Source organism: Streptomyces sp. NBC_01450 (genome assembly GCF_036227505.1).
Lineage (GTDB): Bacteria > Actinomycetota > Actinomycetes > Streptomycetales > Streptomycetaceae > Streptomyces.
Genome location: NZ_CP109482.1, coordinates 268,742 through 293,746, shown reverse-complemented (window position 1 = coordinate 293,746; position 25,005 = coordinate 268,742). Strand labels below are relative to the sequence as shown.

At 67.1% G+C, this 25,005-nt stretch carries 21 protein-coding genes and 4 pseudogenes; 12 read left to right on the top strand and 13 right to left on the bottom strand.

The window, feature by feature from the left end:
• Window positions 1-128: 128 nt before the first annotated feature.
• From OG568_RS60765 to OG568_RS60745, 5 genes and pseudogenes are all read left to right on the top strand, one after another.
• Window positions 129-1,406 (top strand): annotated as a pseudogene (locus OG568_RS60765) (reverse transcriptase/maturase family protein); the annotation flags it as partial.
• Between the two features lie 68 nt (window positions 1,407-1,474).
• The gene (locus tag OG568_RS60760; RefSeq protein WP_329538365.1) at window positions 1,475-1,783 is read left to right on the top strand and encodes a transposase; all 309 of its coding nucleotides are present in this window, start codon (window positions 1,475-1,477) and stop codon (window positions 1,781-1,783) included.
• On the top strand, window positions 1,780-2,697 hold the full coding sequence (locus OG568_RS60755; RefSeq protein ID WP_060898472.1) for an IS3 family transposase: 918 nt from the start codon (window positions 1,780-1,782) through the stop codon (window positions 2,695-2,697). The genes OG568_RS60760 and OG568_RS60755 overlap by 4 nt, the downstream gene beginning before the upstream one ends.
• A gap of 47 nt (window positions 2,698-2,744) precedes the next feature.
• Window positions 2,745-3,245: an HNH endonuclease gene (locus OG568_RS60750; protein ID WP_329538497.1), complete on the top strand. Its 501-nt coding sequence runs from the start codon at window positions 2,745-2,747 to the stop codon at window positions 3,243-3,245.
• Window positions 3,246-3,651: 406 nt separating this feature from the next.
• A complete protein-coding gene (locus OG568_RS60745) occupies window positions 3,652-3,996 on the top strand; it encodes a peptidase inhibitor family I36 protein (protein WP_329538496.1) in 345 nt (114 codons plus the stop codon).
• Here OG568_RS60745 and OG568_RS60740 read toward each other — a convergent pair.
• Window positions 3,977-5,248: an IS256 family transposase gene (locus OG568_RS60740; RefSeq protein ID WP_413254821.1), complete on the bottom strand. Its 1,272-nt coding sequence runs from the start codon at window positions 5,246-5,248 to the stop codon at window positions 3,977-3,979. The genes OG568_RS60745 and OG568_RS60740 overlap by 20 nt on opposite strands.
• Window positions 5,249-5,286: 38 nt before the next feature.
• Here OG568_RS60740 and OG568_RS60735 point away from each other — a divergent pair, with 38 nt between their 5' ends.
• Window positions 5,287-5,454, top strand: coding sequence for a hypothetical protein (locus OG568_RS60735; RefSeq protein WP_329538495.1), 168 nt, complete (start codon window positions 5,287-5,289; stop codon window positions 5,452-5,454).
• 291 nt (window positions 5,455-5,745) lie between these two features.
• Here the strand turns inward: OG568_RS60735 and OG568_RS60725 are convergent.
• From OG568_RS60725 to OG568_RS60715, 3 genes and pseudogenes are all read right to left on the bottom strand, one after another.
• Window positions 5,746-6,369: pseudogene (locus OG568_RS60725) on the bottom strand (transposase); the annotation flags it as partial.
• A gap of 613 nt (window positions 6,370-6,982) precedes the next feature.
• Window positions 6,983-8,788, bottom strand: coding sequence for a group II intron reverse transcriptase/maturase (gene ltrA / locus OG568_RS60720; RefSeq protein ID WP_329538494.1), 1,806 nt, complete (start codon window positions 8,786-8,788; stop codon window positions 6,983-6,985).
• A 602-nt stretch (window positions 8,789-9,390) separates the two neighbouring features.
• Window positions 9,391-10,458, bottom strand: coding sequence for an IS4 family transposase (locus tag OG568_RS60715; RefSeq protein ID WP_329538493.1), 1,068 nt, complete (start codon window positions 10,456-10,458; stop codon window positions 9,391-9,393).
• Window positions 10,459-10,844: 386 nt separating this feature from the next.
• On the opposite strand from OG568_RS60715, the gene OG568_RS60710 reads away from it, so the two are divergent.
• On the top strand, window positions 10,845-11,426 hold the full coding sequence (locus tag OG568_RS60710; RefSeq protein WP_329538492.1) for a hypothetical protein: 582 nt from the start codon (window positions 10,845-10,847) through the stop codon (window positions 11,424-11,426).
• On the opposite strand, the gene OG568_RS60705 is transcribed toward OG568_RS60710, so the two are convergent.
• Window positions 11,347-12,303, bottom strand: coding sequence for an IS5 family transposase (locus tag OG568_RS60705; protein WP_329538491.1), 957 nt, complete (start codon window positions 12,301-12,303; stop codon window positions 11,347-11,349). The two genes, OG568_RS60710 and OG568_RS60705, sit on opposite strands and share 80 nt — an antisense overlap.
• A gap of 255 nt (window positions 12,304-12,558) precedes the next feature.
• Here OG568_RS60705 and OG568_RS60700 point away from each other — a divergent pair, with 255 nt between their 5' ends.
• Together OG568_RS60700 and OG568_RS60695 are read left to right on the top strand one after the other, a co-directional pair.
• Window positions 12,559-13,410 (top strand): IS5 family transposase, encoded by an 852-nt coding sequence (locus tag OG568_RS60700; RefSeq protein WP_329538479.1) that lies wholly within the window; start codon window positions 12,559-12,561, stop codon window positions 13,408-13,410.
• A gap of 974 nt (window positions 13,411-14,384) precedes the next feature.
• Window positions 14,385-15,155, top strand: a complete 771-nt coding sequence (locus OG568_RS60695) for a transposase (protein WP_329538490.1) — start codon at window positions 14,385-14,387, stop codon at window positions 15,153-15,155.
• Between the two features lie 403 nt (window positions 15,156-15,558).
• Here OG568_RS60695 and OG568_RS60690 read toward each other — a convergent pair whose 3' ends face one another.
• Genes OG568_RS60690 through OG568_RS60670 form a run of 5 tightly spaced genes read right to left on the bottom strand, consistent with a single transcriptional unit; the run spans window position 15,559 to window position 19,627 of the window.
• Complete coding sequence (locus OG568_RS60690; RefSeq protein WP_329538489.1) at window positions 15,559-17,715, bottom strand: tetratricopeptide repeat protein; 2,157 nt, start codon at window positions 17,713-17,715, stop codon at window positions 15,559-15,561.
• A complete protein-coding gene (locus OG568_RS60685) occupies window positions 17,712-18,983 on the bottom strand; it encodes a hypothetical protein (RefSeq protein WP_329538488.1) in 1,272 nt (423 codons plus the stop codon). Before OG568_RS60685 ends, OG568_RS60690 begins: the two co-directional genes overlap by 4 nt.
• Window positions 18,984-19,028: 45 nt before the next feature.
• Window positions 19,029-19,202: a hypothetical protein gene (locus OG568_RS60680; protein ID WP_329538487.1), complete on the bottom strand. Its 174-nt coding sequence runs from the start codon at window positions 19,200-19,202 to the stop codon at window positions 19,029-19,031.
• Window positions 19,203-19,256: 54 nt separating this feature from the next.
• Window positions 19,257-19,496: a hypothetical protein gene (locus tag OG568_RS60675; RefSeq protein ID WP_329538486.1), complete on the bottom strand. Its 240-nt coding sequence runs from the start codon at window positions 19,494-19,496 to the stop codon at window positions 19,257-19,259.
• Window positions 19,497-19,498: 2 nt separating this feature from the next.
• Window positions 19,499-19,627 (bottom strand): peptidase inhibitor family I36 protein, encoded by a 129-nt coding sequence (locus OG568_RS60670; protein ID WP_329538485.1) that lies wholly within the window; start codon window positions 19,625-19,627, stop codon window positions 19,499-19,501.
• A gap of 238 nt (window positions 19,628-19,865) precedes the next feature.
• Between OG568_RS60670 and OG568_RS60665 the strand changes: the two genes are divergently transcribed.
• On the top strand, window positions 19,866-20,321 hold the full coding sequence (locus tag OG568_RS60665; protein WP_329538484.1) for a hypothetical protein: 456 nt from the start codon (window positions 19,866-19,868) through the stop codon (window positions 20,319-20,321).
• 78 nt (window positions 20,322-20,399) lie between these two features.
• A pseudogene (locus tag OG568_RS60660) lies at window positions 20,400-21,350 on the top strand (ISAzo13 family transposase); the annotation flags it as partial.
• A 16-nt stretch (window positions 21,351-21,366) separates the two neighbouring features.
• Here the strand turns inward: OG568_RS60660 and OG568_RS60655 are convergent.
• On the bottom strand, window positions 21,367-22,725 hold the full coding sequence (locus OG568_RS60655; protein WP_329538482.1) for an IS4 family transposase: 1,359 nt from the start codon (window positions 22,723-22,725) through the stop codon (window positions 21,367-21,369).
• Window positions 22,726-22,785: 60 nt separating this feature from the next.
• Here OG568_RS60655 and OG568_RS60650 point away from each other — a divergent pair.
• Window positions 22,786-22,971: pseudogene (locus OG568_RS60650) on the top strand (ISAzo13-like element transposase-related protein); the annotation flags it as partial.
• 38 nt (window positions 22,972-23,009) lie between these two features.
• On the opposite strand, the gene OG568_RS60645 reads toward OG568_RS60650, so the two are convergent.
• On the bottom strand, window positions 23,010-23,948 hold the full coding sequence (locus tag OG568_RS60645; protein ID WP_329538571.1) for an IS701 family transposase: 939 nt from the start codon (window positions 23,946-23,948) through the stop codon (window positions 23,010-23,012).
• A 130-nt stretch (window positions 23,949-24,078) separates the two neighbouring features.
• Entirely contained in the window at window positions 24,079-24,930 is an 852-nt protein-coding gene (locus tag OG568_RS60640) for an IS5 family transposase (protein ID WP_329538479.1), read from the bottom strand.
• Between the last annotated feature and the right edge of the window lie 75 nt (window positions 24,931-25,005).

Here is a 25,005-nt window from a genome sequence, read left to right as displayed (position 1 = left end):
GAGCCCTACGGCGACGGAGTGCCCGTAGTAGTCGCAGGAGTGACGACCTGCCAGGGAGGACGGGAAAGCCGTTCACAGGGCAAAGGGGCACAGGTGACCGAGATGTCCAGCGAAGGGAGGCATGCGTAATGCAGAGCGCCAAAGCGGTGCTGGACGTCATCCGAAAGCGCGGTGAGAGAGGACTGCCGGTCGAGAGGCTGTACCGGCAACTGTTCAACCCTCAGCTGTATTTGGTGGCTTACGGGCGCATCTACGCCAACGCGGGTGCGATGACGCCCGGGGTCACCGGGGAGACCGCGGACGGCATGTCGCTGGAGAAGATCGGCAGCATCATCGACGCCTTGCGCGCCGAGCGCTACCGGTGGTCTCCGGTCAAGCGGGTCTACATCGAGAAGAAGGGATCGACGAAGAAGCGCCCGCTGGGCCTGCCGACCTGGTCGGACAAGCTGGTCGCCGAGGTGGTGCGTCTGCTGCTTGAGGCGTACTACGACGTCCAGTTCTCCGACCGGTCTCACGGTTTCCGCCCCCAACGGGGCTGCCACACCGCACTGAGCGAGGTGGTGGACCTTTGGAAGGGGACGCACTGGTTCATCGAGGGGGACATCTCCGACTGCTTCGGCAGCCTCGATCACGAGGTCATGCTGTCGACGCTGGCGGAGAAGATCCACGATGGCCGGTTCCTGCGGCTGATCAGCCACATGCTCAAGGCCGGTTACCTGGAGGACTGGAGGTGGCACGACACGCTCAGCGGCGCCCCGCAGGGCGGAGTTGCCTCCCCGATCCTCTCGAACATCTACCTTGACCGGCTGGACCAGTTCGTCGAACAGTCTCTGCTGCCTGAGTACAACCGGGGTCTGCGTCGGCGGCCCAACCGGGCATACAGGACGGTCGAGTTCGCGATCGCGAGAGCCAGACGGCGTGGCGACCGGGAGGCGGTGCGGGCGCTTGGGCTCCAGCGTCGCACCCTGCCGAGCCAGGACCCGAACGATCCGGACTACCGCCGGCTGAGATATGTCCGCTATGCCGACGACTGGCTTCTGGGGTTCGCCGGCCTCAAGCACGAAGCCGAGGAGATCAAGTCGAAGATCGGTGCGTTCCTGCGTGACGAGCTCAGGCTGGAACTTTCCGAGTCCAAGACCGTGATCACGCACGCCACCAGCCAGGCGGCGCACTTCCTCGGCTATGAGATCCGGGCCCAGCACTCCGACACGAAGATCACCCGGAACCGTCGGGCGGTCAATGGAGCGATCGGCCTGTTCGTGCCACGGCAGGTGATCAGGCAGAAGTGCGCGCTCTACATGAGCAACGGGCAACCGGCGCAACGCGGCATGCTGCTTCACGACGAGGACTTCACGATCGTCGCGAAGTACCAGGCCGAGTACCGGGGTTTGGTCCAGTACTACCTTGAGGTTCCCCCGAGATGCGGAGTGTGTTGACAGAGGGTCAGATGGGACTCATGAGAGGAACATCGACCATGGCTGCCCCCAGGAAGTACTCGCTGGAGTTGCGTGAGCGTGCGGTGCGGATGTACCGCACCGCCGAACCGAAGCCCCAAATCAAGAAGCTCGCCGTCGACCTCGGCGTGCATCCGGAGGCGCTGCGCGGCTGGATCCGCCAGGCCGAGGCGGACGCCGACGAGCGGGATGATCGGCTGACCACCGATGAACGCGCCGAACTTGCCGCGCTGCGCAAGGAGAACATCCAGCTCAAGCGGGCAAACGAGGTCCTGCGGACGGCCTCGGCGTTTTTCGCGGCGCAGCTCGACCCGACCCGGCCCAGGTGACGGCGCTCGTTGACGAGCACCCGCACCTGGGGGTCGAGTGCGTACTCCGGGAACTCTCCATCGCCTCCTCGACGTACTACCGCTGGCGTCGTGCCGAGCGCGAGCCGTGCGAACGCCGGCGCCGGGACGTGGAACTCACCGGGCAGATCAAGGAGATCCACGCCGACTCGGGCGGGATCTACGGCTCGCCGCGCGTGCACGCCGTGCTCAAGCGCGAGGGCGTCCGCGTGGGCCGCAAACGGGTCGAGCGCCTGATGCGCGAGGCCGACATCGCGGGCATCAGCCCCCGCCGAAGCGGCTTCACACGCCGCGATCCCAAGGCCACACTCGCCCCGGACCTGGTCGAGCGGGACTTCACCGCATCCGCGCCGAACCGGCTGTGGGTCACCGACCTCACCATGATCACCACCGGTGAGGGGCCCTTGTGGCTGTCCGCGATCCGGGACGCGTTCTCCCGCCGGGTGGTCGCCTGGGAAACCTCCGCCCGCGCGGACGCCGACCTGGTCCTGACCACCCTCGAGTACGCCCTCGCGAGCCGGGAGGTCGAACCGGGCAAGCTGGTCCACCATGCCGATCACGGCTGTCAATACACATCCGTGAAGCTCACAACTCGACTACTACGAGCGGGAGTTGAAGCATCCATGGGCTCGGTCGGGGACAGTTACGACAACGCTCTCGCGGAGAACCTGTGGATGATCATCAAGACGGAGTGCATCCGCGGCCGCGTCTTCGCCACCCGGGCCGAGGCGAATCTCGCGCTCTTCGAGTACATCGACGGCTTCTATAACTCCCGGCGCATCCAGAAGCGGCTCGGCTACCTCAGTCCGGTCGAGTTCGAGGAGAAGCACTACGCCGACCAGGCAACGGCCGAACGAACGAACCTGAAACCCCGTCAACCCGCCCTGACCAGCTGATCAGCACCTCCCGCACACCGGGGGAACCTCACCTTCTTGCCCAGGATGTGTTCCGCCTGGGCAGGCTCCAGTGGGTCATGGAGACCTCGCTACTGAAGACGCTGGCAGGGAAGCACCGGTCGACGGTCACGAAGATGGCTCGGAAGTACAAGAGCACCGTCGAGACACCTGAGGGACCGCGAACCTGTCTGACCGTCACCGTTCCACGCGACCGGGAGAGGAAACCGCTGGTAGCCCGCTTCGGCGGGATACCGCTCAAACGACAGCGCAAGGCCGTCCTCACCGACAGGCGGCCGGTCATGGCCAGTGCGAAGCGAAACGAGCTGATCCACCGGCTCATCGCCGAGTGCTGCGAGATCTGCGAAGCCCGGACGAATCTTGAGGTCCATCACGTCCGCAAGCTCGCCGATCTCAACCGGCCCGGACGTCGGGACAAGCCCGACTGGGTGCACCTCATGGCCAAACGACGGCGCAAGACCCTGGTGATCTGCCGTCGCTGCCACGAGGACATCCATGCCGGGCGGGGCACCGCGCCACCACGGAAGTGATCACTGGAGAGCGGGATGCCGGGAAACTGGCCCGTCCCGTTCGGGAAGGGGCCGTCGGAAAAGGACCCGAACCACGGGCACCTCGTCGGCGGCCTACTTCACTTGAAGCGGCGGGGACTGGAAACGGAGCGGAAGGCACCGCGCCAGTCCCCGACCCTACTCACCCCGTGTGGACCTGGGTGCTTCCGCTTGATCCCGGCGACACGCCGGCCCTCCTCGCCGCGGGGGAGGCGGCGATACGGTCGTCCGGCTCGGATCGGTGCGTCTGCGTGGCGACTCCGGACCGGAGTGAACTCACCACAGTCTGCCTGCCGTAGTTGTCTTCAGAGCCGGCAGGTCGCGGCGCCTGCGGAAGCCAGGCACACACCGGCCCGGCACGTAACGAGCCAGAAGGAGACATCGAACGATGTTCAAGATCAAGGAACGTGCGCTGACGGCGGGTATTGCCTCAGTCCTGCTCGCAGGAGGCGCGGTGGCAACGGCCACACCGGCCTCCGCGGCGACGTGCCCCCAGGGGCAGGCGTGCGTCTACACCGATGCCAACCTCACCGGATCCTCCACAACCCTGTACATGGTGCAGTCTGGGTATCCCATGCCGGCCGGATTCGACAACAACGTCTCCTCCGTGACGAACAACACGAACCGCGCCCTCATCTTCGTTGACAGGCTCTGCACAACCTCGGATTCCGTCAGGGTCTGTAAAGCAAGCGGTGTAACTGGGTTTGGTGTGGCTAGAGTTGGCCTGCGGTGAGACGGCCGTCGAAGGCCAGGTCGAAGGCGTTCATAGCGCCCTTCCAGCGCATGGTCCAGCGTTTACGGCCGGCGCCGGTCGGGTCGAGGCTCATGACGGCCATGTAGACACATTTGAGGGCGGCCTGCTCCGTGGGGAAGTGCCCGCGGGCGCGGACGGCCTTGCGGATGCGGGCGTTGACGCTCTCAATACTGTTGGTCGTGCACACGATGCGGCGTATTTCTGCATCAAACTGAAGGAAAGGCGTGAACTCGGGCCAGCTGGACTCCCAGAGGCGGACGATCGCCGGGTACTTCTTGCCCCAGGTCTCGGCGAATTCCAGGAACCGCGTCGTGGCCGCGTCCTCGGTCGGCGCGGTGTAGACGGGCTTGAGCGCCTTGGCGATCTTGTCCCAGTCCTGTCGGGCCGCGTATCGAAATGACGCCCGCAGCAGGTGAACCACGCACGTTTGCACCACAGTTCGCGGCCAGACCTCGCCAACTGCGTCGGGCAGGCCCTTCAACCCGTCGCAGACCAGCATGAGGACGTCTTCGACGCCCCTGTTCTTGAGCTCGGAGAGCACTCGGAGCCAGTGTTTCGCGCCTTCGCCGCCGTCGCCGGCCCACAGGCCGAGGATGTCGCGGTGTCCCTCGGCGGTGACCGCCAGGGCCACGTAGATCGGCCTGTTCGCTACTTGGCCATCGCGAATCTTGACGTTGATAGCGTCAATGAAGACGACCGGGTAGACGCGGTCGAGCGGCCGGTTCTGCCATTCCGCCATGCCATCCATCACCTTGTCGGTGATCGTGCTGATGGTCGTCTTGGAGACGTCCGCGCCGTAGACCTCGGCCAGGTGCGCGGAGATCTCCCCGTGCGTAAGCCCCTTCGCGGACAGCGAGAGCACCATCTCGTCCACGCCGGTCAGCCGGCGCTGCCGCTTCTTGACGATGGCCGGCTCGAAGGAGCCCTCCCGGTCGCGAGGCACGTCGATCTCGACCGGCCCGATGTCCGTCAGCACCGTCTTGGACCGGGTGCCGTTACGGGAGTTGCCGCCGTCCTTGCCCGCCGGGTCGTGCTTGTCATAGCCGAGATGGTCGGTGATCTCGCCCTCCAGGGCCGACTCCAGAACCGCCTTGGTCAGCTGCTGCAGCAGCCCGCCCTCGCCGGTCAGCTGCAGCCCCTTGCTGCGGGCCTGCTCGACGAGCTGGTCGATCAGTTTCTGCTCGACCGTCGCGGCCTCCGGCGACGGATCCGCCTGGTCAGCGGCGGCCACGAACTCGGTCACGGTGTCAGTCACTTGATGTCTCTTCCATGATCATCAATTACACCGGTGAGCGTACAGACCCTTCCGTCATCGTGCGTGCCCACACTTCGGTGAACATGGGCAGCCTCAACAACAGGGCCTCCGGCTACTACTTCGGCCTCGCCCCGTCCGCAGCCCGCGCCACGGAGTCCGGCGTGGGCGTTTTCGGCTGCTAGTGCTGGATTCCTCAAAGGAGATACACATATCGGCGTCGTAGGGAACGGGTTGATGGTGTGGTTCTGCCCCAGATCCAGGGACCGGCACGGGAGTTGAGCTGGTCGGTTGCGAGGGCCGTGGCCTGGGCGATGTCATCGGGGTTGGCGAATGACTGGCCGGCGAGGGCAGCTTTGCGGAAGATGCGCCACCAGCCTCCCTGCAGGTTGAGCCAGCACGCGCCGACGGGGATGAAGGCGTGGTGGATGCGGGGATGGTCCTCGAGCCAGGTCCGGGTGGACAGGCTGGAGTTGGGTGGTGATGTGGTCGGTGGCGGTGTTGGAGCCCGCGTTGCCGGGCCGCAGCAGGGCGGCCACCGGTTCCCCGGACCCTGTCTGGCCGTGGTCGACGAACGCGACGAGCGGATGGTGGCCGAAGGTCTTCTTCCAGGTCGCGGTGGCGTCCTGCTTCTCGGAGCGGGCGAGGACGAGCACGCCGTCGATGTCCACGGTCACGCTGCCACCGGCGGCCGGACTGTCTTCACCGGCCAACTCCCACACCCGCGTGCGCACTTCGGCTCGCGCCGTGCGGATCGCGGTGAGCGCCTTCGGCCCGGCTGCGGCGAGGACGTCGATGAGCCGGGAGACCGTGGGGTCTGATGCCACCGGGCCGAACACGTCGGGCTCGGCCCGCAGCATGGCGACATCGGCGAGGCAGTCCCCGCCCAGAGCCGTCGCGAGCGCGACATCCAGCAGGATCTTCCCCGGATCGTGCACCGCCCGCGACTTGCGCCACGGCGCCATCGCCGCCGATATCGCGGTGTCCAGACCCACCTTGCGGACCGTCTCGACGAGCAGCACGGCCCCGGCCTGCGAGACCACCCCGCGGCCGCCGCCCTCGACGCGGACACACGGGTACAACCCGATACGCTTGCTCACCTGGGAAGTGCCTCCGGCGGTGGCAGGAACAAGGACCTCGACAATCCTCATTCTTGCTGGCCAGAGCAATGCCGGTGATTTAGGGTGTTTTTGCAGGTGAGGATAGGTGTCCTGGGTTCCCTGTGACTTTGAGTGAGTAGCTGACGTGGCTGGGAGGGTGGGGCTCGTCCCGGCGTTTGGCTTCGAAGGTGTTCCTCGGTGGTTTCTTCAGTCGTTGGCAGCGGCGGTCGCGGCGTGAGGGCAGGAGGTCGTTCAGCAGCTCCTGGACGACTTCGAGTCGGGCGGCGCACAGGACCTGCGGGTTCGCTGCGGTCTGTCCGGCGGTCGTGAGCCGGGCGAGCTGCACCGTCGTGGTGAAGGAGATCCGGTCGGGATCGACCTCGCCTTGTTCGGCTGCGTGGACTTTGAGCGCGCATAGTGCCTGGTAGACGGTGAGGAGTGCGTAGATCTCCTGGCAGATGAGCTCGGGGGTCTTGGAGCGCAGGATGAAGCCGGCGCCTCGCAGCCGGTTTTTGAGTTCGGCGAAGCCGTTCTCGATCTGTCGGGTAGGTGCGGCGCATTGCTGCGCCGCACCCCCCTCAGAACCGGACGGGCGGCGTTAACCGCATCCGGCTCAAGCAGGCCCTGAAGGCCCACGGGCAGCCAGAATGGCTGGTCGCAGTGGTTCACTGCCGCCGCGCCAGCGATGGCAGTGAACGTGGGTGAGTCGGAAGGTGACGGGATCGTCGGACTGGCTTCCGTCCGCTTCGGCGGTGAGCGGGTTCGCGCGTACCGCCGTCCGGATCGCCCGCAGCCACTGCTCCCATTCCTGGGGGTTCTGCGGCTGCTGGTCGGCGTGCAGGAGAAGCGTTCCGCAAAGCGGGCACCGGCCGTGCTGTCCTTGGAGCAGACTCAGCAGGCGCGGGCTGAGCGGGGGCTTGTTCCTGCGTCGCCGCGAGGCCCAGTACTCGGTCAGCGCCGGGTCGTCCACGGACGCCCCTTTGACGACGAGTTGATGTCTGACGATCCTGGTCCAGGCGAATTTGGTGAGGTAGCGGCCGCTCTCGCGGTCACCGAACACCCACCGGTCCTGCCGGGACTCGTTGAACCGGCCGAAGTACCGGGAGGTCACCCAGCCGTTCGGCTTGTTCGGGTGTGTGTGGCGGGCCCACTTGTAGACCAGCCTCCACACATGGTTGTCCAGCGAGGCGAACACCTCGCTGGAGACCGCTCCCCGAAAGTAGGCAGCCCAGCCCCGGATGATCGGGTTGAGCTTGGCGATCACCGCCGCCGCGTTCTGCCCCCGAAGGGCCAGCACCTCGGCGGTGAGCCGTGCCCGGATCCGTCGCACGGATGCCTTGCTCGGCTTGATCAGCAGCATGCCGTGATAGCGGCGGACGGTGAAGCCCAGAAAGTCACAGCCCTCATTGAGGTGCGTGATGCGCGTCTTGTCCTCGTTGAAGGCCAGACCTCGGGGCTTGAGCCACCGGGCGAGCCGCTCCTTGACCTGCTGGGCCTCGTCACGGCTGTGGCAAAGAACCACCAGGTCGTCGGCGTACCTGATCAGAGTCGGCGAGCCGACTGCCAGTTCACCGGCCCGTGGGCCTGTGAGCCGGTAGCGGACTCCGGCAGCCTCTTCCATCCCGTGCAAGGCCACGTTCATCAGCGCCGGGGAGATGATCCCGCCTTGCGGAACCCCCTCCTCAGTCGGGGCGAAGACGCCGCGGTCGATCACTCCTGCCTTGAGCCACTGCTCGATCAGACCCCGTGCGGGGAACTGGCCGATGGAGGCCATGAGGCGGTCGTGGTTGATGCGGTCGAACGCCGCTGCCAGGTCTGCGTCAAGGATCCACTGGCGCTTCGGGCTCTTGCCCTTGGCGGCCAGGAAGATCGCTCCGATCGCGTCGTGGCAGCCACGGCCCGGACGAAATCCATAGGATCTCGGCTCGAACCGTGCCTCCCACTCGGGTTCCAGCGCGTTCAGCGTCACGGCTTGAAGACACCGGTCGATGATCACGGGAATTCCGAGGCCGCGCTGACGACCATTGGCCTTGGGGATATAGACCCGCCTGACGGGCAAGGGCCTCCACGGCGCTGCCCGGTGCTGCATCCAGTCGGCCAGTTCGGCCTTCCCCTGGGGCAGCAGGACAACCCGACCGTCGATCCCCGCCGTCTTGCGGCCAGCGTTGATGTCCGTCACCCGCCGCACGCTCACCAGCGTGTTGGAGCGGGAGCGGAGCATCAGTTTCTGGAGATTGCGGACCCTCTTGAGGTCCCCTGCCTGCGATGCCGTGAAGATCCGCTGCCTCAGCCGCCGTACTTCGTTCTCCGCGCCCTGCCAGTCGATCGACTGCCAGTCGGTGAAGTCGTCCTCAGGTCCGTTCCCCGTGACGGCACTGTCGTCCTGGACGGTGTCCGCCACGGGAGATGTTGTCGCCACGGTGTCCAACTTGCCCTTCGGTTTCAGCGTTGGTGGCCATCGGGTCCTCACAGGCCCACCTGACCCACGTCAGCACCCTTGCGGGTCCGGGCAGAGCCCGTATCCGGCCGGTTATGCGGGACGGCCAGCGGAGGCGCTGGTCATCTGCCCCGGTTTCCCGCTGCCTTTCGGCGACCGGCGTTGGCTTCTTGGGTCATCCTGTGCCCGCTGGGGAGTTGGGCCTTCCTTACGGTCGGCTGACCGGACGCTTGCGCGTCCGGACCCCAGCGGGGTTTCCACGTTCCACACGAGTGAGATACGACCGGGGTGGGTGCCCCCTAAACTCCGGGACGGCGATGCTCTCCCGGCTGACGTTGGGTCTTCAGCCGGCGCCTGCCGCTTCTCAGCGACCAGTCCTGCACCCCGCTGGAGCAATCCATCGGCGGGGCCCACGATCACGAAGCATCATCAGGGGTTCACTTGTGTTCACCCGTCCGGTCTTCCCCTTGCCTGTGGCCCCCGGATGGCACGGGGGCCCTTGGGCTTGTCCTTCGAGCTCCACACCCCGCCGTTACCGGCGACGCATGTCGAAGTGGGGACGGGCCTTGAGCACTGGCCCGGAACTACGCTGTCGACATCAAGTCGATCCTCCGATCAGGTAGTTCACTCAGTCTCGTGCGACTTCGTGTCGCACCCCAGCGTTGGTGGTAGAGCTGGGACAACTGCCGTGCGGGCGCCTGCCGGTGGTCGAGCAGGCTGGTCGCCAGCCGGAACTTCTCCACCTGGGCCGACTCGTCCTGGGACCGGACGGTCACGGTGTAGTCGATGATGCGCACGAGGTGTCCATGGGGCAGCCTTGCCGGGGTGCGGCCGTGGAAGCGGGCATTGCCCAGACGCTGGCCCTCGGCGGGGGTGGGCATGACGGACACGTACGAGCCGTCGGGCAGAACCCACAGGGGTGGCAGGACGAGGTTCTTCTTGATCCGCCAGGCGAGGTGGCAGCCGGTCGCCTCGACCAGGCCCCACAGTTCATGGCCGGCGAAGTTGCGGTCGGCCAGCAGCAGCATGCCGGGCCGCAGGGAGGCGAGCAGGCGGCGGGCGAGCTTGTGCTCGCTGAATCTAGCGATCGAGTCGAAGGCTGCGTCGATGATGGCGTGGGTGCCGCACTCGATCAGGGCCATCAGTCTGACCTGCGGGTTTCCGCTCTTGTTCGTGCCGTCGCGGCCGGTGAATCCGAACGCGGCAGCGTTCTCGGGGGTGTCCGGCACGTCCAGCGCGGTGCCGTCCCAGGCAACCAGCCGCAGGCCGAAGGCGAACGCTCCCGGGGTCGTGGGTGTCGCCTGAGCGCCGCACCGGCGTTCGAAGAGCGCCTGGAACGGCTTGTCGCCCAGGCGCTGGCGGGCTCTGGTGAGGGCCGAACTGGTGGGCAGGCGCTGGACGAGGCCGCCCGGCAGGTGCCGCAGTTTCTCGGTCAGGGTCCGCCGGACCACCCGGTAACCCGGCGGCCCAGTGCTGTCGGAGCTGCTGAACAAGCACAGAGCCAGGACGAAGTAGACCACCGCGCGGGCCGGCAGGAGCCTGCGGCGGCGCTCGGCCCTTCCGGTCAACTCCAGTACCTCGTCGACCACTTCGGGGGTGATCTCCCCGGTGAGTACGCCGAGCCGGATCCGGTCGCCGAACTGCGGCTCCACCCTCCTTCGCGGTCTTCGAGGAGACGTCGGCCGGGGCGTCGACATGACGATTGAAGCAGCATCGATGGCAGACTGAGCGCCCAACGGGGCTCCCTTGCAGACAGTCGGATCTTGGTCGATCTTCTGTCCTACCGGGAGCCCCGTTGCCATGTCCCGAGATCATCTGGCGCATCATCAGATCGGGGCGAATCCCCTCATGCACCCCAGGAGCCTACCCACCCAAAACCGCCACCAGCATGGCGTCCCACCTGCACCGATGCACTAAGAGCGTTGTGGCCAACCGAACCGCAGCTCGAAGAGCTGCGGTTCTTTCATGATCGACGTGTTCTCGTCGGTGAGGCCGGGCAGCACCGTGACGTCTGGATTTCTCGTCGTGGAGGTGGTCGATGCCGTCGGTGATCGCAATGATGGAGCGGCGTGAAGCGCGGGCTCGTGAAGTCCTGGACGGGGCGGAGGAGCGGTTGCGTGAGGCCGAGGAACAGGCGGTGGAGGCCCGTCAGCGGTGGGAGTTCGCCCGGATCGGGCGGGAGGAGCTGATGGACGAGCTTGCCGCGGCAGGTGCGCAAGCGTCGCAGGCGGCCGCCGATGCCGGAGCGGTTGGCGACGGGCCTCAGGCGACGGACAGCGAGACCGAGGTGCCCTCGCGCCGGGCGCGTGAAGGCTACGACGAGCGGCCGTCGCAGTGGCACGCGGGCCTGGACCGGCAGGCGTTGTGCGGCATGTACCGGCAGATCTTCGAGACGGTCGTGGCCGCCGGCGGCCTGGTGGACGTGGCCACGATCGCAGACACCCTGGGGCAGGGACGGGAAAAACTCGCGGTGGAGCGGGTGCGCCACCGCGCCTATGCCCTGCATGCAAAGGGCTGGCTGGAGCGGGAGAAGGGCCTGTTCAGGCCAGCTGCGGGCCCGGCCGGCGGCCCGGCCGGCGATCGGGCCAGTGCCGGCGCTCGCCGGCGATCCGGCGGGTGAGCGTGATCAGGCCGGCCCACCAGACCATCTGCTCGTGATGGTCCGGGCGGCGCTCGTGGTCACGGTTGAGACGCCGGGCCCGTGAGAGCTGACCCAGGGTGCGTTCCACCACCCAGCGGCGGGCCAGGACGGTGAAGCCGTGTGTCCCGTCCGGGCGTTGAACGACCTCGACCCTCACCCCGTGCCGGGCAAAGGCATCGGCCAGGGGCTGCCCCTGGTAGGCGCTGTCGGCCCAGATGAGTTTCAGCAGCCGCCCGGGCTCGTCCATATAGCGGTCCAGGAGCGCGGGCGCGGGCTTGGAGTCGTGCACATCGGCCGGGGTCACGATGACTTCCAGCAGGTCACCGCACGTGTCGGTCAGGATCGAGCGCTTGCGGCCGTCGCGTTTCTTGTTCCCGTCGAAGCCGCGTGACGTGACGACGGTGTCCGCTCCGTCGACGGACTGCGCGTCGATGATCCCGGCCGTCGGCTCCGCACTCCGGCCCCGCGCCAACCGGTCGGCGCGGCACAGCCGTTGGTACAGCTCCCGGACGTAGCCGTGCGCACGCCACCGGCGGAAGAAGTCGTACACCGCCCGCCACCAGGGATAATCCCGTGGCACGGCCTTCCACTTCCCGCCATTGTCGACCACATAGCGCACCGCATCGATCATGTCGCGGTGGCAATACTCCTCCGGCCGGCCGCCTCTGGACTCCATCCAGGCCGGCATCGGCATCGACGCCCGGACCAGAGCCCATTCCGCGTCACTCATGTCGGTCTCGTAGTACGAGTCCCGCCGCCTTGGAGCGATCGCCCCGAACTGGTGGACGTAGCAGTCGCATTCCAGGGTGACGGAGTTGGACGTCTCGGGCACGGCAGTGGTCCACTGGGTGGGCAACGGGTCTCCTCGGAGGGCTTGGTCGACTCAACCGTGTCCCTACCGAGGGGCCCGTTCTTTCATGCCCGCTACCCGCACCGCACGAGCGTCCGAACCGCCCTGGCTACCCCTCGAACGTAATCCGATTGGCCACAACGCTCTAAGACCGACCGGCAATTGGTGATGCCTGCCGGTGGCTGGTCGCTCTGGGCACGAGACAGGCACGGGCCTGAGTGATCATGGAGTTCTCTACGCTCAGTGATCACCGGAGGGCCCGTGCCTGCTGTGCCATCTTGCCTGCTCGAACCCCTGTGGGACCAGTTCGCCGCCCTGCTGCCCGCGCGCGATGACTATGCGCCGACCCACCCGCTGGGCTGTCACCGTCGCCGGGTCCCGGACCGGATCGTCTTCGAGCACATCGTGCGGGCCCTGGTCCACGGCACCGGATACGAGCGGATCGCCAGTCAGGGCTGCTCGGACCGCACCATCCGACGCCGCGTCAAACTCTGGTCACAGATGGGCATATCAGAGCAGGTCCACGCCCTGGCGCTCCAGGCGTACGACCGGATGATCGGCCTCGGACTGGCCGAGATCTCCGTGGACGGCTGCATCACGAAAGCTCCCTCGGGTGGCGAGAAAGCCGGACGCTCCCCGGTCGACCGGGGCAAGCAGGGGCTGAAGCGATCGGTGGCCTCCGACGCGGCCGGGGTCCCTCTCGGGATCGTCTCCGCAGGCGCCAACCGGCACGACTCACCGCTCCTCGGCCCCACCCTCGAAGCAACGAAAGCCCAGGTAGGAGCGCTCCCAGAGCAAGTGAACATCAATCTCGACCGCGGCTACGACAGCGCCAGGACCCGTGCCTTGCTCGACGAGTTCGGCTTCACCGGCGAGATCGCCCGCAAGGGCGTGCCCGCACCGATCCAGGCCGGCAAGCGGTGGGTGGTCGAGCGTTCACACTCGTGGATGAACGGCTACGGCAAGCTGCGGCGCTGCACCGAGAAGGACGGCAGCGCCGTGGACTTCTACCTCTACCTCGCCGCCGCTTTCGTCACGCTCCGCATGCTCATCCGACGCTCGACGAGCCGCTATCGCTGGGACGGCCGCCCCACCACCCGACGCCTCAAGTGATCCATTTGCCGGTCGGTCTAAGACACTCCCAATTCACGCTCGGCCTGGGCCTGAAGCAGCAGGCCTCGTCAGAACCGGTCTCTGAGCTACGGAAACATCATCTGGCGACTGTTTCCGCTGCACCGAAGAAGCACCAGGGACCGTCAATCCAGCAGCGGCCGCAATCCCACGAACCCCCTTCGAGAGCTGCCCTCTCCGCGTGCGCTGAAAGGCGTCGAGGCCAAACTCGCCACCAAGCGTGCGCTCAGAGTCAGGCGTTGGAGGCTGCGGTGCAGGACGTTGCGGTATATACGCACCCGGGCTGTTAATGTATCCGTCCGTATCCAGTTGAATGTAAGTACCGCCCGACGGTACCGCAGTAGGTTCCAGGGCCGTAGCTCCGGTAGGTCGTGCCACAGCCGGACAATCTAGGGTCGCTCCCGGCCGGAACGAAAAGGACGAAGCGTCCTGCGTTGGAGGCTGCGGTGCAGGACGTTGCGGTATATACGCACCCGGGCTGTTAATGTATCCGTCCGTATCCAGTTGAATGTAAGTACCGCCCGACGGTACCGCAGTAGGTTCCAGGACCGTAGCTCCGGTAGGTCGTGCCACAGCCGGACAATCTAGGGTCGCTCCCGGCCGGAACGAAAAGGACGAAGCGTCCTGCGTTGGAGGCTGCGGTGCAGGACGTTGCGGTATATACGCACCCGGGCTGTTAATGTATCCGTCCGTATCCAGTTGAATGTAAGTACCGCCCGACGGTACCGCAGTAGGTTCCAGGACCGTAGCTCCGGTAGGTCGTGCCACAGCCGGACAATCTAGGGTCGCTCCCGGCCGGAACGAAAAGGACGAATCGGGCCCCGGGATAATGGGGAGAGGACGCGGAGTCCTCGAAGGCGTTGGCGCTGACATGGTGGCGTGCTCCTTTATCTTGAGACCAATCTGGGGCTAAGGCTTGTCCCGTAACCGCTGGTCACGGGTGAGATGATCTTGGTGTGGCTGGTGTGATCACGGCGTCGGAGCCGTCCTGGATAACCCCGTTCACGGGGCTGAGTCCGCGTCAGTTCGGCAAGCTGCTCACCGCGTTGCGGCGCGAAGAGGCAGACCCGGTCCGCAAGGGCCGGCCCTGGAGCCTGCCGCTGAAGGACCGGGTCCTGCTGGTCGCCGCGTACTGGCGAACCAACCTCACGCTGCGCCAACTCGCCCCGCTGTTCGGGGTGTCGAAGTCCGCGGCGGACCGCATCGACAACCACCTCGGGCCGGCACTGGCACTACAGCAGCGCACGCGGTTCCGCAAGGACGCCGTGCTGATCGTGGACGGCACCCTCGTGCCCACCCGCGACCACACGGTGGCCGAGCAGTCGAAGAACTACAGGTACTCCACCAATCACCAGGTCGTCATCGACGCCGACACCCGGCTCGTCGTCGCCGTCGGCCGGCCGCTGTCCGGCAACCGCAACGACTGCAAGGCATGGGAACTGTCCGGCGCCAAGGACGCCGTCGGCAAGAACAACCTCATCGCGGACGGCGGCTACCGGGGCACCGGCCTGGTGATCCCGCACCGCCGCGAACCCGGCCAGACCGAACTCCCGGCCTGGAAAGAAGAACACAACACCTCCCACCGCAAGGTCCGCGCCCGCGTCGAGCACACCTTCGCCCGCATGAAGACCTGGAAGATCCTCCGCGACTGCCGCCTGAAAGGCGACGGCGTCCACCACGCCATGCTCGGCATCGCCCGCCTGCACAACCTCACTCTGGCCGGATGACCAAGAAACGAGCAGGTCACCCACCCACGTCAGATCATTTACGGGACAAGTCTTAGACACGGGATTCCACTCCATATACGTATTCGGCATTCGCATGGTTCGCAGGTCGGGACGCGGCGCCCGGGCTGTACAGCACCGCCGCCGACCTCGCCGCGTTGACCCGCGAGCTGGTGCGCTTCGCGGTCATCGCGGACCGGGCTGCGGGTGCGACCTGTGCAGAGACCGGCCGGCCCCACGACCTAACCGCCGACGCCGCGCAGGCCCAGTGGGGTCACCTCCGCCCTGAGCGGCCGCCCCCGTGAACGCCGAGGTACTCAGACAGACAGTCAGGGTCGGCGACGCCCCTTGTCCACCACCGGAGTAGTTGGGGACACTGCCCGGCTCCGCCCTCTCCACGCCCTCTCTACGCCTGCTCGGAGTCTGTCAGTTCGCGTCGGCATTCCGCGAGGCGGGTGTGGATGTCCTCGGGGGTGCTGCCCGCGTTGCCCAGGGACTCGGTGTAATCGTCGATCGCCTGTTGCCAGTTGCCCTGGTGTTGGTGGGCCAGGGCCCGGTTGTAGCGGATGTCCGCGTCCTCGCCCAGAGTGAGGGCCTGGGTCAGGTCGGTGATGGCGGCACCGGTGTCGCCCACGGTGTAGGCGAGGACGCCGCGATTAGCCCAGGCGGCCGCGAGAGTCGGGGCTTCCTCGATGGCGCGGGTTAAGGCCCGGTGAGCGGTCTCCACGCGGCCGTCTGCCAGTTCGAGCAGGCCAAGGGCGCACAGGAGCCGGGCATGGGCGGGCTCCAGGGTCAGGCCGCGCTCGACGTCCTGGCGGGCCTGGCCGAGGTCGCCCCGGTCGTAGTGGAGGGCGGCGCGGTTGACCAGCGTGTCCACGTGGTCCGGGTCGAGATCCAGGAGGATGTCGTAGTCGGCCAACGCCTCCTGCTCGCACCCCAGTTCCAGGAGCATGCCCGCCCGGTTGTAGTACGCCTCGGGCGGCGGGTTGCGGGCGATCGCGCGGCCGTAGTCGGCCAGGGCCTCCTCGGGGCGGCCGGCCCCGCGATGCGCCGTGCCGCGTTCGAGATAGCCGTCGCTCTCGTGGGGGAAGAGGTCGATCACCGAGGTCCAGTCGGCGATTGCCTCGTCGTACCTGCCGACCGTGGCGCAGACCTGCGCGCGGTTGAAGGTGAGCAGCGCGCGGCGCAGATACCGTTCGTACGGGTGTGGACCGGGCTTGCTATCCAGCAGCTCCATCGCCTCGGTCTCCAGTCTGATCGCCTCGTCGAAGTGGCCCAGCCGGTACTCGATCAGCGCCAGTCCGTTCTGCTCAAACGCCGTGAGATGGGCGCGCAGTTCGGCATCGGGAAGGGTGCGGGCCAGAGCAAGGGCCGTGTTGATCCAGGCCCTTGCCCGAGTGAGGTCGCGCTGCTCCGGCGGGTAAAAGCGCGCGTACAACATGCTCATGCCGTAGGCGACATGGGCCTGGACGGCGGGCTCGGCAGAGAAGGCGCGCAACTCCTCGTAGACGCGGCGCGCTTCGTCGGTGCGGCGGAGCGCGAGCAGCGGAATGTCCTGGTCTAGGAAGAGGCTGGGGTGGGCCCGCATCTGCGTGGTCCGGTCCACCAGCGCCCGGCCGAGGTCGCCGATGCGCACGGCCGCCTCGTAGTAACCGACGTCGGTGACGTACTCCGTGGCCTCGGTGTACGCGGCGGCTCCCCGCGTGGTGTGGAAGCGGCCGTGCGCGCGATGGTAGGGAATCGCGCCCAGCCGCAGCCCGAAGTCGTCCTGTTGCAAGAGCAGTTCGGCTCGCTCATCGTGCCAGTCCCGGCGTCGGCTCACGCTTACGGCGTCGTACGCTGCCTGTTCGAGCGGCACGTCACTGGTGCCGTCCGAGTCGACGAACGCCTTCGCCCAGGTCTCGCGGAGACCGGCCGGTGCCCGCCGTAGAGCTTCGCCGACGTCGTCCTGTCCGCGCGAAGGCCGTCTCGAAGTCAACCCTGTTGAGAGTCGACGGGTGTGGCGGTAGAGGGCTCTCGCGAGCGGCTCGGGCAGCCTCTCGTCCGCCGAACCCACGCCGATCGTCACCATCCCCGGATCCACCCGGCGGACCAGGATGGTCAGAAGCTGCCGGTCCAGTTCGTCGGCCGCGTGGACGTTCTCGAAGGAGCAGCTGAGGGAGGGGAGGACGGGCGGCAGGGCGGCGCATTCCCTGAGGAAGTCCGTGAGGCCGTGCGCGAGCAGCAACGGTCGTACGGTGGAGTAGGCACGGGCGAGGAAGCGCCGGTGTTCCCGGTACACCTCCACGGGGATCGGCCGGAACACCTCGGGCTCAGTGGCGATGAGGTCGTTCAACTCCGGTGCCACGTAGAGGATCTCGGTGGCGTACGAGTGCACCAGCTCGGTGGCGTGTTCGTAGACCAGCGGGACCAGTTGGCGGAGCAGGGTGTTGGTGCCGGTGTAGACACCGCGCAGTCGACTGTGGCAGTCGCTCACCAACCTGACCCCTTTGGGTGATGCGTCCTCCCATACGGCCTGGCGGTCCTGCCGGTGCGGGCCGGTGATCCAGAGGTGGTGGGTCATTCTTCGTTCCGTTCCGCTGGTGACATGGCGGGGAGGTAACGACGGTTACGGCGTGGTGGCCGGTCCGGAGCCTGCTCTCCGGCTGCCGTCCGGTGGGCTCGCCGTCGGAACAGCACGATGAACACAACCGTCGCCATGGGCGCGAGGTTGATGAGGAGGGTGAGGCAGCCGTCCACGAACGAGGCGTTCGGGAAAGGGGCTGCGTCCAGCGCGTTTTTCTCGCCGCGCAGTTGTGCGGTGACACCGGTGAACATGTGGGCCAGGAAGGGCACGCCGATCCAGCCCCCCATACCCAGGGTGACCACATAGCCGGCCCCGGCCAGGAAGACGTACCAGCGCGCCACCTGCCGATCGCGCGGATACCAGCGCTCCTCGACGTACGGGGCGGCCCGGCGGAGCAGTCGGCGTACCCGGTTGACGAGAGATTCCCTGGTGGTCCCGCGCAGGTCCACGCAGCGCAGTGCGGTGACGAGGACCTGGTAGACGTCGGTCCGCAGATGGACTTGGAACTGCCAGGCCAGCCGCAGGAGCGCGGACAGGGCCAGGGCCCGGAGGAACGTGCCCGGGAAGCCGTGCGGACCGCCGTAGGTGTCGGCCGTCCGGGCCAGGATCGTCGCCAGCGAGAACCAGACCAGGTCACCCACCATCCCGGCCAGCAGCGGGAGATACCGGTACCGGCGCGGCAGGCTCCACAGCTCGGTGAGATCGGTCTCGAACACCAGGAAGTAGAGGCGGTTGCCGAGCCGGAGTCGGGTGCGGACACCGAGTCTCCGGCCCGCCAGCGCGTGCCACACCTCGTGGTGGAGGCCGCCCAGAACCTGTGCGGCCAGCAACCCCAGCTCGGTCAGCAGCAGGGACTGCGTGAAGAACAGATCGTTGGGGCTCGGCCGCAGGCCGGGGAACCGCACCAGCAGATACAGCGCGTACCCGCAGAGACCGGCATAGACGAGCCACGCGGGCCAGGAGAAGGCGAGTCTTCCCAGGAGTTGACCCCGTGGCGCTCCCGGTGGTGCGGTGACGGAGGGTTCACCGGACACGTGGACGAACCCCAGCATCCGCAAGGTGGAGAGGAAGTCCATCATGTCTGCCGACTCACCGTAGCGTTCCCGGTACCAGCCCGCCGCCTCGTCCGTGCTGGCACCGGCCTGTAGCCGTCCCAGCAACGCGGCGCCGTCCGCCGGGAACACCGCGTAGACACCGGTGTCCGCGCGCCCCACCACGACGTCGTCCCCGTCCGGAACCACGGTCAGGTGAGGAAACGTCAGCATCCCCGTGTCACCGCCGATCCGCGACTCTCCGCTCTCCGTACGACGTCAGACGGGGACGATGGCCGGCTGATGGCTGAAGGGCGCCGACGTCACTTTGATGGGCTCGGTGCGCCGTACGGAGATCTTCCGCATCGGGCCACGGTGCGCGCCGCCTCTCGCAGCAGCCGTGGTCACTTCCGCGCCCGCCGCGCTCTCTGCCTTCTCCGCGTTCACTGCCATGTCTCCATCTCTTTCGAACAGCGCATGCCATGTGGCTCGTTGACGGTCCCGCTGTCAGCAGGCGGACGACGTCTTGTTGTCGAAACTCCCGAGAGTCTCGGCGTCATGACCTCCAGGGACACCGAACATCTGCCCGTCGTCGGGTGCTGTCTCCCACGAGAAGAGTGCGCTGCCGGAGTTGTTGACCACCGACGAGACGTTGTTGTCGAGCGGATCGCCGTTGCTGAACTTCACCCCGGCGAAGTTCGTCTTGCACCTGGTCCACAGCCCGTTGCTCAACGGGATCTTCGGCACGACTACACCGAGCCGGTGAAGTCGGTGTTCTGGTACAGGCACACCTCGCTGGAGCCGCACAGGTACGCGGCGTCGGCGGGCGAGGCGAGAAGGCCGACCGAGGGCGACCGCAGGGGCGAACGTCGAGGCAAGGGCGGAGAGACGGGGTCGTCGAGGCTTCGTCATGAGGTGCAACTCCGGTTCACAGAAGGGATCAGGCCGTGGAAGGTGGGCCCCTCTCCTGGCACTACGCCGGGCGCGGCGGTGGAGTTCACCCGGTCCGGGACCGCCGTGACCTCCGCCGCGTCCTTCCCGGATCGTTGGAACCCCTCAGATCACCCTTCCGTTGTGCGGACGAAACGTCCCACCAGCAGAGATGAGGACGCCTTCATGAGCAGCGCATCCACAGGGCCGGCCCAGCCTCCCAGGGACCATTCCATTCCTCTGACGACGCTGCCGGCCCCCGCGGCCCCCTCGGCGGTCCGGAGACTCGCCAAACGGAGGAACGGATACACGCTGAATTTCCAGAACGTCGGGTCCGGCTCCGCCACCAGCACGTCGGCGCAGGCGCAGGGGCGGAGCGGCCCCCCTCCAGCGTTCGGAAAGCTCTGGTGGGGCGACCATCTAGGAGCCGGCCTCCAGGCTAACTTCAGTCTGGACCGGCTGCCCACCACTCTGACGCAGATCCTCGCCGCCGCGACCAGCTTCGCCGAGTTCGCGGGCGAGACACCAGCGCTCAAGGTGCTCAAGACCGCGTCCGCATCATCCTCCGTGGTCACTGCGGCCACGTCCCTCGTCCAGGCCATCCGGAACGGAAACGTCGCCCCGGCCACCGCGAACCTCTGAAGTTTCCCCAAGGCCGGGTAGTTAGGGCCTGCCGGGAAACAAGCCGTCGCTTCCGGCTCCGAGGCTCGTTGCCATGGTATGGGGAGTCCGGAGGGGATCGAGGCGGCCCTGGCCGCGAAGTTCGCGACGCTGTTCCCGCATCTCGACGAGCGGCAGCGGCGGCTGGCTATAGGAGCAGAGGCACGGTCGCTGGGCCATGGAGGCATCAGGCTCGTCGCTCGTGCGGCCGGCGTCCGGGAGGGCACCGTGTCGTGCGGTGTGACGGAACTCGAGTCCGGCGAGGCGCCGTTGGGGCGGGTGCGCCGGTCCGGTGGGGGCCGCAAGCGTGCGGTGGACCTGGATCCGGGCCTTCGGCCCGCCTTGCTGGCCTTGGTGGAACCGGATGTACGCGGGGACCCGATGTCGCCGCTGCGCTGGACGACGAAGTCGACCCGGCAACTGGCTGCTGAGCTGACCCGGCAGGGGCACCGGGTCTCGGCGGACACCGTGGCGGCCGTGCTGCGCGAGGAGGGCTTCAGTCTCCAGGGCAACGCCAAGACCATCGAAGGTGCCCAACACCCGGACCGCGATGCGCAGTTCCGCTATATCAACGGCCAGGCCAAGGACTTCCAGGCCGCCGGAGACCCGGTGATCAGCGTGGACACCAAGAAGAAGGAGTTGGTCGGCAACTATAAGAACGCCGGCCACGAGTGGCGTCGCGAAGGCGATCCGGTCCGGGTTCGCACCCATGACTTTCCCGATGCCGATCTGGGCAAGGCGATCCCATACGGGATCTACGACCTGACCGCGGACGCGGGCTGGGTCAACGTCGGCACCGACCACGACACCGCAGCCTTCGCCGTCGCCTCCGTCCGCCGCTGGTGGCACGCGGTCGGGCACGACACCTACCCGCGCTCGCACCGTCTGCTGATCACCGCGGACGCGGGCGGTTCCAACGGCTACCGCACCCGGGCCTGGAAGTTCGAGCTGGCCGCGCTGGCTGTCGAGACCGGCCTGGAGATCACCGTGTGTCACTTTCCTCCGGGCACACAATGCCGTTGTTTGACTACTGAACTATCGTCGCCTGCAGTGTGATGGTCCTGGCGGCTACGCGGCGTGGTGGGGCCTTCAGTTGGTCCTTCGGCCGGTAGGAGTACGGCGAGTTGGGCCGTTTGAGGAAGCGGTCTGCCTCTCTCAGTCGGCGGGTGCCGTTGTCGAGTTTCCGGCGGACCTTCGCCGCCAGCGCGGTCAGGAACCTGCGGATCTTTGACGGGGTGTCGGCGCGCTGGCGGACCACGCTGCGTCGGGTGTGCTTGAGGACCTTGACGAACGAGATGCGGTCCGGGTCGATGCCGTTGCTGTCGGCGAGTTGCATGACGATGCCGGTCAGGCAGTGGTGCACGACCAGATGCGCCCACACTTCCTGGCGCACCAGCTGCGGGTCTGTCGATCGCAGGACTTCCTGCCGACCTCGCTGGAAGGTCTTGATCTGCCGGTAGGCGGATTCCACCTCCCATCTTTCGTGGTACAGGACCGCTAACTCCCTTGCTGGGTAGGTGTCGTGGTCGAAGAGGTCGGTCAGCAGCCGGATCACTTCGCGCCCATCGACGCGGTACTCAATCACGCGCACCAGCACGCCGCCCGGATGGGCGCCCTTCTGCCCCGCGAGGTTCATGCGCGCCAGGTAGGTGCCGTCGGGCAGGTGGCGTACTGGGCGGCGTGCGACACACGAGCGGGCCCGCAGCAGTAGGTGGGCACCGGCACCGGTGTACGCCTTCCACAACTCCACCCCGGGGAACCCCCGGTCCATGATCACGAGCATCCCGGAGGCCGAGGAAGCCATGGACACGGCTGGGTCGCGTTCACCGCTGTTGTAGCCGCCCACCCGCGCGTCGATGGAGGAATGCGTGCCGGTCTCGGTCAGCGTCACGACTCTCACCTGCGGAAACCCGCCCGGCTTCCCGCTGGAGTCCTTCGGCCCGCCGAAGGCGCGTCGGTTGGCCTCGTTGTCCGGCACGTCCAGCAGGAAACCGTCGACCGCAGCCAGACGCATCCCCCGGTAGAAGGATCCGGCCAGCCCCGCAGGGGCCAGCGGGCCGGCCAGGCGGTGGAAGAGCTGCTCCACAACCTCCGGCCCCAGGCGCTCCCGAGCCCGGGTGAAAGACGCCTTGTGCGGGATGCACCCACTCAACTCCGGGACACCACCTACCAGTTGTTCGGCCACATCGTCGTAGGAGTCCTGGTGGAAGAGCGCAAGCGCGAGTGTGAAGTAGACCATGAACCCCGCCGGCAACGCTCCCGGCCGACGGCCCTGTTTGCGACACTCCGACAGGACCTCGTCCACCAACTCGGGCGTCACCCACTTCGTGATCAAGCCCAGCCGCACTCGCTCAGATACCCCGCTCCACGGATGCACACCCGGCATAACGGCGCGACGTTCAGTCCGTCACTACCAACTCAATGAACCTTCAAACAACGGCATTGTCCGGGCACATCTAAGTGGAACCGAATCGAGCACCGACTGTTTTCCCACATCACGATGAACTGGCGGGGCAGGACGCTGACCAGCCATGAAGTCATCGTGAACAGCATCGCAGCGACCACCACCCGCACGGGACTGATAGTCCGCGCCGAACTCGACACCCTCAGCTACGAGACCGGCGTCCGCATCAGTCCCGGCAGCTGTAGTTCTTGATCGTCATGGTGGTGTCATGTGGTCGCGGCGGCGGTGACGTTGTTCCAGCGCCGGTGGCAGGCTTGCGCGATGGCCTGGTGACGGCGTCGCCAGGCGGACCAGTGCAGGACATGGCCGATGTCGTGGCGGAGCGGGGGCAGGGTGGTTGCCCGCAGGATGGTCAGCAGCTCGCGTGCGCTGACCGGGATGAGGCCGACGGCCATGGTGGTGGTCGCGGTGCGGGCGCGGGTGACGGCCAGGACGGCGGTGGCCAGGATGCTGATCAGGGTCCAACGCATCCAGGAGTTCCAGCAGGTCGTCTGGCCCTGGTCGAGTCCGGTGACGCCCTTGGCCAGCTGGAAGTCCTCTTCGACCTGCCATCTGGTGCAGATGATGTGTATGAGGCCGGCAAGGGTGACGGGTCGGGTGGAGTAGCAGCGGTAGAAGGAGAGTTCGCCGGTGAAGCGGTGTCGGCGCACGACCAGGACGGATGTCCCGTCGTCCTCGGTGTCGGGGGCGTCGTCGCTCTGGATGTCGGTCCAGGTCCAGTCGTAGTGGCGGTCGCCCTTCAGGCCGTGACCGGTGAGCATCCGCATCCATGCCCGCCGGGGCAGCCGTGCGGCCAGGGTGGTCGCGGTGAAGCGGCCACCCGGGGTGGTGACCTGGTGATCGGCGCGGACCGACAGGGCGTAGTCGAAGCCGAGCCGGCGAGCACTGCGGCGCAGTTCGCGCCCGCCGTAGACCTCGTCGCCGGCGAACCAGCGTGCACGCAGGCCCAGCTGTCGGGCCCGGGTGAGCATGGCGGCAGCAAGTTCGGGCTTGGTGGCGAAGTCCACGTCGTCGGGGACGTGGGTGAGCAGGCGGCGTTCTTCGTCGGCGGCCCAGTCGGCGCCCAGGTACAGGGCCCGGTCGATCGGGGCATGGCCACGTGCGGAGGCGTAGGTGAGATGGACGGCGACCTGGCACAGACCGATCCCGCCCAGGGCCCGTATTTCAATAAGTGCTCGGCAGAGGGGTGTTGGTGGGAGTCTGAGATATGACCCCGTGTCTGTCAGGCCGCGCTGCCACCCGTGCTCTGCGGACTAAGACCGACCGGCAAATGGATCACTTGAGGCGTCGGGTGGTGGGGCGGCCGTCCCAGCGATAGCGGCTCGTCGAGCGTCGGATGAGCATGCGGAGCGTGACGAAAGCGGCGGCGAGGTAGAGGTAGAAGTCCACGGCGCTGCCGTCCTTCTCGGTGCAGCGCCGCAGCTTGCCGTAGCCGTTCATCCACGAGTGTGAACGCTCGACCACCCACCGCTTGCCGGCCTGGATCGGTGCGGGCACGCCCTTGCGGGCGATCTCGCCGGTGAAGCCGAACTCGTCGAGCAAGGCACGGGTCCTGGCGCTGTCGTAGCCGCGGTCGAGATTGATGTTCACTTGCTCTGGGAGCGCTCCTACCTGGGCTTTCGTTGCTTCGAGGGTGGGGCCGAGGAGCGGTGAGTCGTGCCGGTTGGCGCCTGCGGAGACGATCCCGAGAGGGACCCCGGCCGCGTCGGAGGCCACCGATCGCTTCAGCCCCTGCTTGCCCCGGTCGACCGGGGAGCGTCCGGCTTTCTCGCCACCCGAGGGAGCTTTCGTGATGCAGCCGTCCACGGAGATCTCGGCCAGTCCGAGGCCGATCATCCGGTCGTACGCCTGGAGCGCCAGGGCGTGGACCTGCTCTGATATGCCCATCTGTGACCAGAGTTTGACGCGGCGTCGGATGGTGCGGTCCGAGCAGCCCTGACTGGCGATCCGCTCGTATCCGGTGCCGTGGACCAGGGCCCGCACGATGTGCTCGAAGACGATCCGGTCCGGGACCCGGCGACGGTGACAGCCCAGCGGGTGGGTCGGCGCATAGTCATCGCGCGCGGGCAGCAGGGCGGCGAACTGGTCCCACAGGGGTTCGAGCAGGCAAGATGGCACAGCAGGCACGGGCCCTCCGGTGATCACTGAGCGTAGAGAACTCCATGATCACTCAGGCCCGTGCCTGTCTCGTGCCCAGAGCGA